14 protein-coding genes are annotated in these 14,655 nt (G+C 64.0%); 9 read left to right on the forward strand and 5 right to left on the reverse strand.

The window, feature by feature from the left end; translation table 11 throughout:
• Positions 1 to 28: 28 nt before the first annotated feature.
• Together AC56PL_RS22515 and AC56PL_RS22520 are read right to left on the reverse strand one after the other, a co-directional pair.
• Complete coding sequence (locus tag AC56PL_RS22515; RefSeq protein WP_497155187.1) at positions 29 to 1,318, reverse strand: serpin family protein; 1,290 nt, start codon at positions 1,316 to 1,318, stop codon at positions 29 to 31.
• Entirely contained in the window at positions 1,315 to 2,436 is a 1,122-nt protein-coding gene (locus AC56PL_RS22520; RefSeq protein WP_497155188.1) for an alanine racemase, read from the reverse strand. The genes AC56PL_RS22515 and AC56PL_RS22520 overlap by 4 nt, the downstream gene beginning before the upstream one ends.
• A gap of 115 nt (positions 2,437 to 2,551) precedes the next feature.
• Here AC56PL_RS22520 and AC56PL_RS22525 point away from each other — a divergent pair, with 115 nt between their 5' ends.
• The 3 genes from AC56PL_RS22525 (at position 2,552) to AC56PL_RS22535 (ending at position 7,533) form a co-directional block, all read left to right on the forward strand.
• Complete coding sequence (locus tag AC56PL_RS22525) at positions 2,552 to 5,839, forward strand: error-prone DNA polymerase (RefSeq protein ID WP_497155189.1); 3,288 nt, start codon at positions 2,552 to 2,554, stop codon at positions 5,837 to 5,839.
• 53 nt (positions 5,840 to 5,892) lie between these two features.
• Entirely contained in the window at positions 5,893 to 6,123 is a 231-nt protein-coding gene (locus tag AC56PL_RS22530) for a DUF167 family protein (protein WP_495517892.1), read from the forward strand.
• A gap of 198 nt (positions 6,124 to 6,321) precedes the next feature.
• Positions 6,322 to 7,533 carry an HNH endonuclease gene (locus tag AC56PL_RS22535; RefSeq protein ID WP_497155190.1) on the forward strand — a complete coding sequence of 404 codons (1,212 nt, stop codon included), beginning with the start codon at positions 6,322 to 6,324 and terminating at the stop codon, positions 7,531 to 7,533.
• Positions 7,534 to 7,649: 116 nt separating this feature from the next.
• Here AC56PL_RS22535 and AC56PL_RS22540 read toward each other — a convergent pair whose 3' ends face one another.
• Positions 7,650 to 7,775, reverse strand: a complete 126-nt coding sequence (locus tag AC56PL_RS22540) for a hypothetical protein (protein ID WP_497155191.1) — start codon at positions 7,773 to 7,775, stop codon at positions 7,650 to 7,652.
• 40 nt (positions 7,776 to 7,815) lie between these two features.
• Between AC56PL_RS22540 and AC56PL_RS22545 the strand changes: the two genes are divergently transcribed.
• Entirely contained in the window at positions 7,816 to 8,235 is a 420-nt protein-coding gene (locus AC56PL_RS22545) for a hypothetical protein (protein WP_495517890.1), read from the forward strand.
• Positions 8,236 to 8,243: 8 nt separating this feature from the next.
• Here the strand turns inward: AC56PL_RS22545 and AC56PL_RS22550 are convergent, their stop codons facing one another.
• Positions 8,244 to 8,708, reverse strand: a complete 465-nt coding sequence (locus AC56PL_RS22550; protein WP_495517889.1) for a TrmH family RNA methyltransferase — start codon at positions 8,706 to 8,708, stop codon at positions 8,244 to 8,246.
• A gap of 148 nt (positions 8,709 to 8,856) precedes the next feature.
• Between AC56PL_RS22550 and AC56PL_RS22555 the strand changes: the two genes are divergently transcribed.
• The 5 genes from AC56PL_RS22555 to AC56PL_RS22575 all read left to right on the forward strand — a co-directional run bounded on the left by AC56PL_RS22555 (position 8,857) and on the right by AC56PL_RS22575 (position 13,448).
• The gene (locus AC56PL_RS22555; RefSeq protein ID WP_495517888.1) at positions 8,857 to 9,453 is read left to right on the forward strand and encodes a pentapeptide repeat-containing protein; all 597 of its coding nucleotides are present in this window, start codon (positions 8,857 to 8,859) and stop codon (positions 9,451 to 9,453) included.
• Between the two features lie 25 nt (positions 9,454 to 9,478).
• Positions 9,479 to 10,468 carry an SMP-30/gluconolactonase/LRE family protein gene (locus AC56PL_RS22560; RefSeq protein ID WP_497155192.1) on the forward strand — a complete coding sequence of 330 codons (990 nt, stop codon included), beginning with the start codon at positions 9,479 to 9,481 and terminating at the stop codon, positions 10,466 to 10,468.
• Positions 10,469 to 10,516: 48 nt separating this feature from the next.
• Entirely contained in the window at positions 10,517 to 11,389 is an 873-nt protein-coding gene (locus AC56PL_RS22565; protein WP_497155193.1) for a bifunctional methylenetetrahydrofolate dehydrogenase/methenyltetrahydrofolate cyclohydrolase, read from the forward strand.
• A 7-nt stretch (positions 11,390 to 11,396) separates the two neighbouring features.
• Positions 11,397 to 11,753, forward strand: a complete 357-nt coding sequence (locus AC56PL_RS22570; protein ID WP_495517885.1) for a DUF3017 domain-containing protein — start codon at positions 11,397 to 11,399, stop codon at positions 11,751 to 11,753.
• A 177-nt stretch (positions 11,754 to 11,930) separates the two neighbouring features.
• Positions 11,931 to 13,448 (forward strand): Hsp70 family protein, encoded by a 1,518-nt coding sequence (locus AC56PL_RS22575; protein WP_497155194.1) that lies wholly within the window; start codon positions 11,931 to 11,933, stop codon positions 13,446 to 13,448.
• A gap of 64 nt (positions 13,449 to 13,512) precedes the next feature.
• On the opposite strand, the gene metX is transcribed toward AC56PL_RS22575, so the two are convergent.
• Complete coding sequence (gene metX / locus AC56PL_RS22580) at positions 13,513 to 14,655, reverse strand: homoserine O-acetyltransferase MetX (RefSeq protein WP_497155195.1); 1,143 nt, start codon at positions 14,653 to 14,655, stop codon at positions 13,513 to 13,515.

Below are 14,655 nucleotides of genomic sequence, written 5' to 3' on the forward strand. Positions count from 1 at the left end.
GGAGGCGTCCACTGTTCCTCGGTGCCGGTCAACCCTGACCGGGACGGTTGACCACACCGAGGAACAGTGGCAAACCGGTTGAGGTGTCGACGATCTGAAAGACGAATGGCCGGTCGGCGACAAAGGTCTCCGCCGGGTTGTCCGGCTGTGCGGAGGTGACACCGACATCGATTTGGGTGGCCGATGCGGCAACCGTGCCCTTCTCTCCGACGGTGATCGAGGTGTTCTGTGCGGCGGCGGTTACCACCAGCTGCCTGCTGATCGCGGTGAGGTCTGCGGCATCGGTGAACAGATCCTTGACGCCGAGTCCTTCGAGTGTGGCCTTGAGATCAACCTGGCCGGCGATGTCCCAGCGGGGCAGACTCACCGCCACCGACGACTCGGGTCCGGCCCGCAGCGCAGTGTTCGCATCGGTCAGGGCGGTTGTGCCCAATAGACTTTCCGGTGTGGATCCGTTGTCCGGCAACAAGACCTGCATGGCCAGGTTCTGTGAGTACGGCAGCGAGATCGCGGTCCATCCGAGACCGCGACGCAGCGGTGCGGTCAAGGTCTTGTTCATCGTGGCGACCTTGGACACCGAACCGCCGGTGGCGGTGAACTCGGCAGGGGTCGTGGAGTCCGGTGAAAACGGTTGTTGCCACGCGCCGGCGAGGAAGACCGTGGACAGCAGACTGATCACGGTTTCGGTGCTGTACTCGGTGGGGGTTTGTGAGATCTCTCCACCGGTGTTGACCGAAACCCACTGGTTGAGTGCTGATTCGGTCTGCGGCACCGAGAAGTCGACCGGGTAGACGCCGGTACCGAAGCTGCGTCCGAGCACTTCGAGGTAGTCGGCACCGACCTCGAGGGAGTCGTCGATGAAGATCCCCGATGCCTGGTGGAACACCGGGGGCGACGGTGGGTTCTTCCGATCGACGCTGCCGGGATCACCCGAAACCTGATCGAGCTGACCGATCAGTGCTGCCACGGTGTCGGTATCGGTGACATCGAGTACGGAATCGAGTTCGACAGCGGTGTTGCCGCCGGCTCCGGCCCGCACCATCTGCAGCGTGACCATGGCTCCCCAGGGAGACACCACCGCATTGGCGGCCTGCTGATCGGCCGCTGACTGGGCGCTGCGGATCATGTCGACCCCCAGATCGCTGGTGGAGGAGACCAATTCGGTTGCTGTGTCGCGGACCTCATCGATGCCGATCTGGTCGAACTCGATGTCGGGGGCTGCGGTCAATTCCAGTGTCACCTCGGGTTGTTCGTCCGGAGCGCACGCGGACACGGCCAGTGTCAGGGCTGCCAGAGCCACGGTTCCGAGTCGCTTCACGTGTTGGCTCCACGGGCGGTGACGGGCCAGTGCGTCACCACGTCATCCGCGCCGACCACGACCAGCTCATCGGCGAGATTGACGGCAGTGCACACATGATTGGGGGCGATCCGGACCCGCATCCCCGGTGCCGGGGTGCGCGAGGTGTTCGAGAAATCAATGGTTGCGTGATGCTCGGAGAGTGCGGTGACGCGCGCCTCGGGTTCGTCGGGAAGCCGTCCACCACCGCTGATCCAGGCCGGCTGGTCTGCCCCGAGGACTTTGCTGCCGACGTCGACGATGGCCTTTGCTCCGTTGCTGTGCACCACGGTGCCGATTGCCGTCAATGCCACATCGGCCATGGTAGCGATCCCGAGTTCGACCTGCTGCGCGTCGTTGAACACGTAGACACCCGGCCGGATCTCGGTGAGGACCGTGGGATCGGCATCAGATACCGAAGGCGTGGAACCGCCGCTGCGGATCACCGGGTCGATCTGGCGGCTGCGCAGTGATTCGGCGGCCACTGCCAGGGCGCGCGATTCCTCCCCGGCGGCATCGGACGGGCCACCGGGTCGGTAGCTGTGTCCGGGAAAGGTGAAGCTCCCGAGCACCTGCAATCCCGCTTCGACCGCGCCTGCTCCCACATCGCCGACGACCTCAGGGGCGACACCGGTACGGTGATGTCCCGAATCGACCTCGACCAGTACCGAAGCCCCGGGGAGGTGCGCTGCGAGTTGCTGTGCGCCGGCAACCGAATCGACCGCGAGCAGCACCCGCGCCCGCTCCATCACCGCACGCAGTCGTACGGCCTTGTTCTCGGGCAGCCACAGTGGATAGGCGATGAAGAGGTCCGAGAAACCCCCGGCAGCAAAGGATTCCGCTTCTGCGATGGTGGCAACCGTCAGGCCTGTTGCGCCGCCGTCCAATTGGCGTTGTCCCAGGATGAGTGATTTGTGCGTCTTCGCGTGGGGACGCAACCGGAGGCCGGCCGCAGCCGCAAAGGCCGACATGCGGGCGATGTTCGCATCGAGTACCTGCTCGTCGACCGCGAGGAACGGGGTGTCGAGCGCCGATGTCGCGGTCAGTATCCGACCGCCCCGGTCGGGCTCGACCCGGCGAGCTGTGATGCGTTCCGTCATGTGAGGCAACAATGCCAGAGTCGGATTCACGGCACCGAAGTAGTTCACTGCCATCGGCCCTGGTCGAGGTGTGAGGGCGACTTGTTGATCGAAACTATGTTCGATACCATGGGTTATGGGCTGGCACAATGGCCCTCCGACCTGGTCGGAGATGGAGCGCGTACTGTCCGGTCGACCGTCCGACGGCGGCCGGTCCGGTGAGACATTTGCCGGTGATGGCAGTGATAGTCCGGCCTGGTCCCGCAAGCGCGAGCCCTATGAGGCCGGAGCGCTCAGCAGGGGTGCTTCTGCCACTCCGTACGCCGAATTGCATGCCCATACCTCGTACAGTTTTCTCGACGGTGCCAGTAGTCCGGAAGAGATGGCGCAGGAGGCCTACCGGCTGGGACTCGAGGCGCTGGCGATCACCGATCACAACGGCTTCTACGGGGTGGTGCGGTTTGCCGAGGCCGCCAGGGAATGGGAACTGCCCACCATCTTCGGATCCGAGTTGTCGTTGGAACACGACTCGTCTCGGACCGGGATCGCCGACCCGAGCGGTTCGCACCTGCTCGTCCTGGCCCGGGGGCAGGAGGGTTACCGCCGTCTGTCGCGTCAACTGGCCGACGGCCACATGGCGGCCGGGGAGAAGGGGTTGCTGCGCTTCGACATCGACACGCTGGCGCAGGCGGCGCAAGGACATTGGCTGATCCTGACCGGTTGCCGCAAGGGTGATGTACGACGCGCACTGGAGACGGGTGGTCCGTCGGCTGCCGAGAAGGCACTGCGTGATCTGGTTGGCAGGTTCGGCCGCGACAACGTGGTGATGGAACTGACCGTCCACGGTGTTCCCGAAGACGACGAGCGCAATGCCGCCCTCGCGCAGATCGCCCATCGGAATCGGGTGCAGACTGTCGCGACCACGGGCGCGCACTTCGCGGCACCGGAGCGTCGGCGTCTGGCGATGGCGATGGCTGCGGTGCGGGCACGGCGCAGCCTCGACGAGATGGACGGGTGGCTCGGTCCACTCGGTGGCGCGCATCTGCGCAGCGGGGATGAGATGGCCCGGTTGCTCGCCGCACATCCGGAGTCCCTCGACAACGCCGTCATGCTGGCCAAAGACCTGGCATTCGGGCTGCATCTGATCGCGCCGCAGCTACCGCCTTTCGATGTGCCGCAAGGGTATACGGAGAGTTCGTGGTTGCGTGAGCTCACCGCACGTGGGGCATTGGAGCGATATGGCACCCCGCAGGAGCATCCCAAGGCGTACCAGCAGATCGAACACGAGCTGAACGTGATCGATTCACTGGGCTTCCCTGGCTACTTCCTGGTGGTACACGACATCGTCTCGTTCTGTCGTGCCAACGACATCCTGTGTCAGGGACGAGGTAGCGCCGCGAACTCGGCGGTCTGTTATGCCCTTGGTGTCACCGCTGTGGATGCGGTCAGCAACGGCTTGCTGTTCGAGCGGTTCTTGTCCCCGGCCAGGGACGGCCCACCGGACATCGATGTCGACATCGAATCGGATCGGCGTGAAGAGGCCATCCAGTACGTCTACCGACGCTACGGCAGGCAGAACGCGGCCCAGGTGGCCAATGTGATCACCTACCGAGGTAAGTCGTCGGTGCGCGACATGGCTCGTGCCCTCGGATACTCGGTGGGTCAGCAGGATGCCTGGAGCAAACAGGTGCACCGGTATGGCGCTGCCCAATCGGTAGAGACCGACATCCCCGACGACGTGCTCGATCTGGCCGAGCAGATCAACGGCATGCCAAGGCATCTGGGCATCCACTCCGGTGGCATGGTCATCTGTGATCGGCCGATCGCCGATGTGTGTCCAACCGAATGGGCGCGGATGCCCGGCCGCAGCGTGTTGCAGTGGGACAAAGATGATTGTGCCGCAATCGGTCTGGTGAAGTTCGACCTGCTGGGCCTGGGCATGCTCTCGGCCATCCACTACGCCGTCGACTTCCTGGCCGAGCATCGCGACATCCACGTCGACCTGGCGAAGATCGATCTCACCGAAAAGGCGGTGTACGACATGCTCTGTCGCGCCGACACCGTCGGTGTGTTCCAGGTGGAGTCGCGGGCACAGATGGCCACCCTGCCGCGGCTCAAACCCCGAAAGTTCTACGACCTGGTGGTCGAGGTGGCACTGATCCGGCCGGGCCCGATCCAGGGTGGGTCTGTGCATCCCTACATTCGTCGTCGCAATGGTCTGGAAGAACCGACCTGTGAGCATCCCTCGATGGAGCAGGCGCTCAAACGGACCCTCGGGGTACCGCTGTTCCAGGAACAACTCATGCAGTTGGCGGTCGATGTTGCCGGCTTCAGCGCCGCCGAGGCCGATCAGTTGCGGCGGGCGATGGGGTCGAAACGATCACCAGAGAAGATGGATCGACTGCGCAGCCGGTTCTACCAGGGCATGGAAGACCTGCACGGGATCACCGGGGAAGTGGCCGATCGCATCTTCGAGAAGATGGCTGCCTTTGCCAATTTCGGTTTCCCCGAGAGTCATTCGCAGAGTTTCGCCTCCCTGGTCTTCTATTCGTCGTGGCTCAAGCTGCATCACCCGGCGGCCTTCTGTGCGGCACTGCTGAAGGCTCAGCCGATGGGTTTCTACTCACCGCAGTCGTTGGTCGCCGATGCCCGCAGGCATGGGGTCAGGGTTCACGGACCGGACATCAACGTCTCGCAGCCCCATGCGGACCTGGAGAACGGTGGCCTCGATGTCCGGCTCGGGCTGGGGTCGGTGCGCAACATCGGCATCGATCTGGCCGAGAAGATCGTGGCGCAGCGGGACGCCGGGGGACCGTTCAACGGTGCTGCGGACCTGTCCCGTCGCTGTGAGGTGAGCACCCGGCAACTGGAGTCGCTGGCCACGGCGGGGGCACTGGAGTGTTTCGGGACCAGCCGCCGCCAGGCGTTGTGGGATGCCGGGGCAGCCGCTGCGGAGAAGTCGGATCGGCTGGCGTTGCACGAGGTCAACGGATCACCCGCGCTGCCGGGTATGAGTGATGTGGAGATGGCCGCCTCGGATGTGTGGGCCACCGGCGTCAGCCCGGGAAGCTATCCCACCGAATTCATCCGGCCCCAGCTCAAAGAGCTCGGTGTGGTCGCGGCGGCCGATCTGTTGTCGGTGCCCGATGGTTCCCGGGTGCTGGTCGGGGGAGCGGTGACACATCGGCAGCGGCCGGCCACCGCCTCGGGGGTGACCTTTGTGAATCTCGAGGACGAAACCGGCATGGTCAACGTGGTCTGCTCGGTGGGTTTGTGGGCCAAATACCGCAAGTTGGCCCAGTCGTCGCCTGCTCTACTGATCCGGGGCCGGGTTCAGAACGCCGAGGGTGCGGTGACCGTGGTGGCAGAACGTATGCAGCGCATGGATCTTCGGGTCGCCAGCCGATCCCGGGATTGGGCCTGATCCGTCGAGTGTGCTGAAAACCGTCGTTGATCATGGCGTAATAACCTGAAGGCGTGGAAAAACTGGTGGTGGTCACGGTGAAGCCGAACAGTCGTAAGGGCCCGCTGATCGAAACCGACGACGCGGGTGCGCTCACGGTGTTCGTCCGGGAACCGGCCACCGAAGGCAAAGCCAATGCGGCTGTCGCGGCATTGCTGGCCAAGCACTTCGGTGTTGCAAAAAGCTGCGTGACGTTGACAGGTGGTGCCACTTCACGCGTTAAAAGATTCAAAATCGTTGGTTGAGTCGCCGCGCTGAGTTTCTTCGCATTGCTATCGAAAGATGTTGCAGCAAAACATAATTGGTGAGAATCTACCCTTGCGAACACGTGTTCGAACCGCTAGGCTGGGGTCAGTTGATCGCAGAGACCACTGACGAACAAATCCTCTTCCCAAGAGAATTGATCAGCTTTCCTGTTGCTTCATGCCCGGAGGTGTTCTGTGGTGCGGCTTCTCGATATGGTTGATTCCCTGGTCGACTTGGTGCTACCCGACGATCCCCACGCGGCGCTCGGGATGACAAAAGATCTGATCACCCTACGCAACGCGACCGAGCATCAACTCATGGTGTGCGCCGCGGTGATCGACGAGTCCGGCATCGCTCGCACAGCCGGATCGACAACGGCAAAGTTGTTGCAGGCCAACGGTGCAGCCCCGGTCTCCGCATACCGCTGGTTACGCATCGGTGTCGGCATCGATGGCTTGGATCGGACTGCGGGTTATTCGAGGGACGGGTTTCTTGCATCCGAGCACGTCGATGCTGTGGTCAAAGGTGTGGCGCATGTGGTCGGCCGGTCCGCGGTTGCGGTCGCGGCCGAGGAGAAGGTTGAGTTCGAGCGGAAGTTGTTGAGTCAGGCAATTTCCGGGGCGACGCCGGCTGAGATCGGTGCGGCCGCCCGGTTGCTGGGGAACGAGATGGCGAAGGACACCGGGGGGCCACCACCGGCCGAAGACCGGTCCTTGAACAGTCTGGACTACGCGGTCCGTGAAGGTCGTTGTGTCGGGACGTTCGATGTGGATGCGGTGATCGGTGAAAAGTTGTTCTCCGCGTTGGACTTCTGGAGCAAGAAACGGCCGCAGCCCGACGGCTCGGACGATCCGCGCACACTCTCGCAACGACGCGCCGACGCCCTGCATCAACTGCTTGACTGCGGTGGTGGTGGGCAGACGCTGGTGTCGGCGCCGCGGACCGAGGTGATGGTCACCGTTCCCGCCGATCATCCCGAGGCTGCATCACTGCCGTGGATGGGTCCGATCACCGAGGCGACCGCGGCGATGTTGGCGTGTGATTCGTCGATCACCTCGATCACCCTGGACGGGCAGCAGGTGCCTGTTGATTTGAGTCCGCCGCAACGGCTGTTCAAGGGGTTGGTGCGTAAAGCGATCATCATCCGCGACACCTGCTGTGTGAAATGCGGCGGATATGCCAGTTGGTCGGACTGCCATCACATCGTGCACTTCGTCGACGGCGGCCCGACCACGTTGGAGAACGGGTGCCTGTTGTGCCGCACCTGCCACATGGCGGTTCACAACACCGACTGGGACGTGATCATGGGCTCCGACGGTCACCCGTGGCTGATCCCGCCCGCTGACATCGACCCACAGCGAAGACCGCTGCCTGCTTACAACAGGCGAACACTCACTCTCGCTGCCTGACTCTGACGCAACTGACTTCCCCTGTCGCACCCGGCTCCGGCCGGGACCGCGCGCGAACATCGACAACTTCATAGTGTGAAAGCGGTGGTGCTGCCGCCCGGACCTGGTCGATCCAGTCAGATCAACCGGGCCATGGCGGCAGCAGCCACCGCGGCGGGGTCACGAGCCCCCGCCGGCGTGCGCTGCTGCTTGCGACGCGGAACAGGTGGATTGGGCCCGGTGACTTCGGCCGCCGCGGGCACGGGTACCACCCGGCGGCCGGAAAGAGCCTAACCTCGGTATATGACCACGAGAAGCACGTATTCGAGCAATCTCGACAAACAAGCGTCGGGAGACGACCAGGCGAACGCCAAGCAGGTCATCGACTCCCACATCAAGGATCTGTGGGAACTGGAGGACGGTTGGAAGGGTGCCGGTTCGCTGGCACCGACGGCCGAGGCCAAGGCGTTCTTCGAGTCGTACTGGGACGGTCTGAGCAGTTCCTACTGGACCGAGTCCACACCGTCCGCCACCGTGGACGGCGGGTTGAGCATGCAATGGGCCCGCGACAAACGTGGTTACACCGCGGACATCCTGCCCGGTGGTGAACTACAGCTGACGGTCACAGAGGTCTCCCCGGCCGACAACGCCGAGCTCATGATCGCCGAGCCGACGACCGCCATGCTGCGCAGATTTGTCATGCGCGGCCTGCCCCTCGACTGACCGGGTGCTCAGACGGCGCCGGGGAATCCGTGTTGACGCCAGGCTTCGTAGATCACGATGCTCGCGGCGTTGGCCAGGTTGAGGGAGCGTCGTCCGGGCAGCATCGGGATGCGGACGGTCTCGGTGATGTGGGGGTCTGCCAAAACCTCGGCGGATAGTCCGGTGGGTTCCGGGCCGAACAGCAGGACGTCGCCGGGCTGATATTTGATGTCGGTGTAAAAAGTGTCCGCATGGGCGGTGAAGGCGTACACCCGCTTGGGTGCCAGTGCGCCCCACGCCGCCAGCAGATCGGAATGGACACTCACCGTCGCCATGTCGTGGTAGTCGAGTCCGGCTCGTTTGACTTTGGGCTCGGACAGGTCGAAACCGAGTGGTTCGACCAGGTGGAGTTCACAACCGGTGTTGGCGGCCAGTCTGATCGCATTTCCGGTATTGGGTGGGATACATGGTTCGTGAAATAGCATTCTGAACACTCGCCAAGCTTGCCGTACCGGCGCATCGACCCCACCGATGGGTGTCGCAAAACGACCCGCCTTTGCAAAGACGAGCCACAAATAGTGGCTCGTCTTCGTATTTTCTGGCTCGTTTGGGTGGACGGGTGTGCCCGTGTAGACATGGGGCATGACTGATGTGGCGCAGGGTGAACAGTTCGACTATGCCGACTTCTCAGGGGAGACCTGGGAAGACCGGGAGTTTGTCAGCTGTAGCTTCGTCGAAGCTGACCTGAGTGAATTGTCCACTCGTGCAGTGACCTTCACTGATTGTGACTTCACCGGCGCCAACCTCGGATTCTCGAAACACTCTTCGAGCGCGTTCCGCAACTGCCACTTCGAACGCACACACCTGAACAAGGTCGAGATGAGGGACTGCAGTCTGCTGGGGTCGGTCATCACCAACTCGCGGGTCCGGCCGATGAAGATCATCGACAGCGATCTCTCACTCACGTCCATCGGTGGCCTGGACCTCTCGGGTGTTGTCCTGCGGGGTTGCCGGATGCGGGAGGCGAACCTGTCGGATTCGAATCTCACCGGCGCCGACCTGGCCGGGTCGGACCTGTCGGGTGTCCGTGCGATCGGCACAAAACTCGGTGAGGCGAATCTGCGTGGTGCGAGAATAGATCCGATGCTCTGGCTGCAGGCCAAAGTCACCGGTTCACTCGTCGACCACGGTCAGGCGATGGAATTCGCGGCAGCACACGGACTCGACATCGGAGGCTGACCTGAGCAAGCCATCGATCTCCCCGGTGCGCTGGACGTCGACCCCTGCGACGACCGATGGCTGGCCGGAGCCGCAGGAACCCGAGATCACCGTCATCGATATCGAATCCGACTCACCCGAAGATGTGGTCGTCGACGGCCGCGGGCGGATCTGGACCGGGGCGATCGGTGGCGACATCATCTGCATCGATCCCGACACCGGGCGCTGGCAGGTGGTTGCCACCACGGGCGGGCGACCACTCGGTATGGAAGTGCTTGGCAGGCGACTGCTCATCTGTGACAGCGAACGTGGACTACTGCAGATGGACCTCGACACCCACGTGATCGAGACCATCCTCGACGAGGTGGACGGTCATCGGCTGACGTTCTGTTCCAACGTGATCGTGACCGAGCACACCGGTGGCACCGATCCGCGGCCGCGTGTGCTGTACGTGAGTCAGTCCACCACGCGGTTCGGTTACGACCACTACAAAGCCGACATCATCGAGCACTCGGCGACCGGGCGGCTGCTCCGGGTGGACCTCGACGACGATCTGCGTCCGAGCGCCACCGTTGTCCTGGACGACCTGCAGTTCGCCAACGGAATAGTGGCCAGTGGCGGACGTCTGTTCATCGCCGAGACCGGTGGACACCGGGTGCGGTCCTACGATCCGGCGACGGGCGAGCAATCGATGCTTCTCGACCGGCTGCCCGGATACCCGGACAACGCGTCGTTGAGTCACGACGGACAGCGCATGTGGCTGGCGATGGCGGGTATGCGGAGCCGTCCGCTGGAACTGCTCGCCGGATATCCGCGGCTGCGGAAGTTGCTCTGGCAGGTGCCGGATCGTTTTCTGCCGGAGCCGGTGTCCCCGCTGTGGCTGCTCGAGATCGAGTTGCCCAGCGGACGTGTTATCGCAGATCATCGGGCACATGTCCCGGGTTTCGGCCAGAGCACCGGAGTGGTCGAGACCGGCGGCAAAGTGTGGATCTCGGGTATCGGATCGTCGAAGATCGCGTGCTTCGACACCCGCTAGATCCATGGCCTGCACAACCTGCGGCCGCGACCTGAAATGATGGGTGTCGTGAGTGCAGCTGTGTTGGACGGAAAAGCCACCCGTGACGAAATTTTTGTCGACCTGAAAGAGAGGGTGGACAAGCTCCGCGCCGCCGGGATCGTTCCCGGTCTCGGTACCGTGCTGGTCGGTGAAGACCCCGGCTCCCACGCCTACGTGCGTGGCAAGCACAACGATTGCGCCAAACTCGGCATCGCATCGATCCGCAAGGATCTGCCCGCCGACATCACCACCGAGCAACTCAACGCGGTCATCGACGACCTGAACGCCGATCCGGCCTGCACCGGATACATCGTCCAGCTGCCGCTGCCCAAGCATCTCGACGAGAACGCCGCGCTGGAGCGGATCGACCCCGCCAAGGATGCCGACGGCCTGCATCCGATCAATCTGGGCCGGCTTGTGCTGGACGGCTCGGGGACGTCGTCCGATGCTCCGCTGCCGTGCACCCCGCGTGGCATCCTGCATCTGCTGCGGCGGTACGACGTGCCGATTGCCGGATCCCATGTTGTTGTCGTCGGCCGCGGCGTGACGGTGGGACGTCCGATCGGGCTCTTGTTCACCCGCCGGACCGAGAACGCCACTGTCACGCTGTGTCACACCGGCACCGCGGACCTCGCCGCCGAGGTCTCGCGCGCCGACATCGTGATCGCGGCAGCCGGCGTGGCCGGCCTCATCACCGCCGACATGGTCAAGCCCGGAGCCGCGGTTGTCGATGTCGGTGTCAGTCGAACGGATGCAGGTTTGGTCGGCGACGTGGACCCCGCGGTGTGGGATGTCGCCGGATGTGTCTCACCAAACCCCGGTGGTGTCGGACCGCTCACCCGAGCGTTCCTGATGGCCAATGTCGTCGAGCGCGCCGAATCCGCGTTGTCGCGAAGCTGACCCGGATATGAGCAGCAGGTCGGCCGCGGGCGAGGGGGCAGCAACAAGCGCACGGCGTGCGCGCGCCCGTCGCTTTCATCGCGTCCGGCAGTTGCGGACGGTGCTGGTCCAGATACCTTTCATCGCCGTCATGGCGCTGATCGTGGTGGCCGCGATCTTCTTGATCTTCGACCGCTGGCGTCGAGGGACCTTCGTTCTCGGTTCGGCCGCCTTGCTTGCGGCGCTTCTCCGGGCGATATTGCCGACATCACGCGCCGGTCTCCTCGAGGTTCGTGGACGTGTAGCGGACGTGTCGTCGATGGTGGTAGTCGGTGTCGCCATCCTCTGGTTGGCGACCTCGATCGACCCTTTGGGCACAGATTGATTACAATGGTTCCCGTTGCTGTAATTGTCTGTTGACTTTGGTCGTGCCGAAAAGTACTGGCGCGGCCGTAGACAATGGCAGTAGGGGAACTGTCCAACAGCGGCAGTGAATGGATCAGGGGTGTGAAATCGGCATCATCTGGGCCCCAACCGAGCGATAGCGATCGGAATGAGGACCATGAGTACGTCACTGGGTTTGTCCGCAGGCAGTGGAATGATCCACTGTGTCCTGCTGTCGACCGATGACAATGGTCGCCAGAGTTCGATCAACCGCGTCATCGACGTCGACCTCACCGATGGTCTGACCCGCGCGGGCCGCGTGAACTCCGGCATCGATCTGATGTTGGGTACCGCGCAGGACCGCGGGAGCAAGGTCGGGCCGATCGGCGTCGCGTACCGCACCGACGAGCACGCTCGCGAAATCGCTTCTCGTGGCACCGGTGCCAAGCGGCAGATCCAGTTGATCGCCGAAACAGAGGCTGTGGCCCATCAATTGCGTTCCACCGGCGAGATCGGCCGGTTTGCCTCAGTGGTCGTCGTGGACCTCGGCGACACCGGAATGAGCACGTACACACTTGATCCGGCGACTGGACGGGTCAGTGACCTGAGGCGGAGCGAGGCGATTTCGGGCGCCGAGCTCGATGCTCTGCTGATGCAGGAACACACCACCAATGGTCGCTTGCGCGGACGTCGCAGGTCTACGGTGCTGAGCGCCTGCCGGACCGCAAAAGAAGAACTGTCGGTCAGTGAGTCGACCTCCCTGACCGTCGGTGGCTCGTCGGATGCCGGCACCGTGACCCGATCGGCGTTCGAAGCTCTCATCCGGCCGATGGCGCAGGCGGCGGCGGCAGAGGTCGCCGACTACACGGCGGTCTCCCGTCCGGACGCCGTCGTGCTCATCGGTGGTGTCGCCAACATTCCGCTGGTCCGCGACCTCATCACCGATGAGGTCGGCGTCGAAGCGGTGCTTCCGCACGGCCCGGAATCGGTTGCGGCCACCGGCGCGGCCCGGCTGGCCGCCGCGAGCATCCGGCCTGCCGGACTCGCTTTCATCGGTGGCCGGCGCAGCCGCGACTGGTTGTCGGCGGCGCCGCTGGCCATGTTCGGTGCATTGCTCGCGGGAGCGTTGATGACCGTGTACGCGGTCGGATCGTCGCTCGCAGGCAACCCGTCGACACCGAACAAGGTCCCGGAGCCCCCGGCGTCGCCGTCCGTGATCGCTGAAGCGCCGCCGCAGACAACGACCACGACCACGACCACAACCACGACGACCAACGCGCAGGTGACCTCCACGCCGACGCAGATTCCAACGCGGACCACGTGGGATATGGCACCGCCGGTTGCCGGCGGAAACCCCGAACTCGGCTGGGCGACAACCGAATTGCCGCCACCAACGTCGTCGTCGGATCCGCCGACGAGGACCCTGAGCCCGTCGTTGATCCCGTTCCCGCTGCCGAGCCTCACCTGGCCACCCAAGGTGGGCCCGTCGTCTCCGTCGACTCCACCGCCACCGCCACCGGAATCAACCACGCCTGAACCGACTCCGGAGATCGAACCCGGTCAGCCGCAGGAGGGGGAGGGCCCGGCGCCGTCACAGCCGGCGCTCGTGGCCCCCTCGGGTTCATCGCCGTCTGATGCACCGCAGTCCGGAGATCCGGCGTCGGGTACGGTGCCTACTTCGCAGCCCGCAACCTGACGATGCTCCGGTGCCGCCGCACCTGACCGACTGCCACGTGGGCCGAGCCGGTCAGGTGGAGGTATCAGCCACGCGCGAGGACGAGAGTCTTCTTGAGAAGGTCTGAGATCGCATCGAATTCGGTCAGGAATCCGTCGTGACCGTTGGCGGAATGCACCACGTGCAGTCCATCGACGCAGCCGGGCATGAGTTCGGCCAACTCGATCTGCTGACGCAGGGGATAGAGCCTGTCGGAATCGATGCCACCGACCACCACTGGTACATGGCAGCTCCGCAGGGCGGCTTCGACGCCACCGCGTCCGCGTCCGACGTCGTGGTTGTTGAGCACCTCGGACAGCACCACGTAGCTACCCGGATCGAACCGGCGGACAAGCTTGTCGGCCTGGTGTTCGAGGTAGCTCTGCACCGCGTAACGGCCGCCGTGTAACGGATCTTCTTGTCCCTGAGGGAGATTGGCGAACCTCTGGTCGAGTTCGGGTTCGCTGCGGTAGTACATGTGCGCGATGCGGCGGGCAATGCCAAGACCTGACGTGGGTGTCCGACCACTACCGTGATAGTCGCCGTTCTGCCAGTTGGCATCGGCCTTGATTGCCGCGATCTGTGTTGTCTGCGTACCGATTTGGTCAGCTGATGCGCGAGCGCCGACGGCCAGGATCAAGCCGCTCCGCACTCGCTGCGGGTAGCCGATGACCCATTCCAGAGCGCGGGCGCCACCCATCGAGCCGCCGATGACGGCTGCGACGGAATCGATCTGCAGTGCGTCGAGCAGTGCGACCTCGGCGCGGACCTGATCGAGAACGGTGATGGTGGGGAAACGTGAACCCCACACCTGACCTTCGGAATCCAGTGATGCCGGGCCGGTGGAACCGCCGCATCCGCCGAGGACATTTGCCGAGATGACACACCACTCGTCGGTGTCGACCGCGGCGCCCGGACCGATCAGCCCATCCCACCAACCGGGGGTGGGCTGATCAGGACCGACGGGTCCGGTTGCGTGGGAGTCGCCGGTCAGGGCATGCAGTGCCAGAACAACGTTGTCGCGGGTGGGCGAGAGTGTGCCCCAGCGCTGAAACGCCAGGGTCACATTCTCGATCTGTCCGCCGTTGTCCAGCGAAATCGGGCCGACCGACACACTGGTCAGCTGCCCATCAGGCAGGAATTCCCAGTCCGGATGAGTTCGTGGTGGCGTGTGCGGGTCGATACTCAC

This window comes from Williamsia sp. Y721, assembly GCF_059683565.1.

Bases quoted from the DNA above. Each gene is read 5' to 3' on its own strand.
- AC56PL_RS22520 (WP_497155188.1), bottom strand. From the start codon at position 2,436: ATGACGGAACGCATCACAGCTCGCCGGGTCGAGCCCGACCGGGGCGGT.
- AC56PL_RS22570 (WP_495517885.1), top strand. From the start codon at position 11,397: ATGAGCAGCAGGTCGGCCGCGGGCGAGGGGGCAGCAACAAGCGCACGG.
- AC56PL_RS22545 (WP_495517890.1), top strand. From the start codon at position 7,816: ATGACCACGAGAAGCACGTATTCGAGCAATCTCGACAAACAAGCGTCG.
- AC56PL_RS22575 (WP_497155194.1), top strand. From the start codon at position 11,931: ATGAGTACGTCACTGGGTTTGTCCGCAGGCAGTGGAATGATCCACTGT.
- AC56PL_RS22555 (WP_495517888.1), top strand. From the start codon at position 8,857: ATGACTGATGTGGCGCAGGGTGAACAGTTCGACTATGCCGACTTCTCA.
- AC56PL_RS22525 (WP_497155189.1), top strand. From the start codon at position 2,552: ATGGGCTGGCACAATGGCCCTCCGACCTGGTCGGAGATGGAGCGCGTA.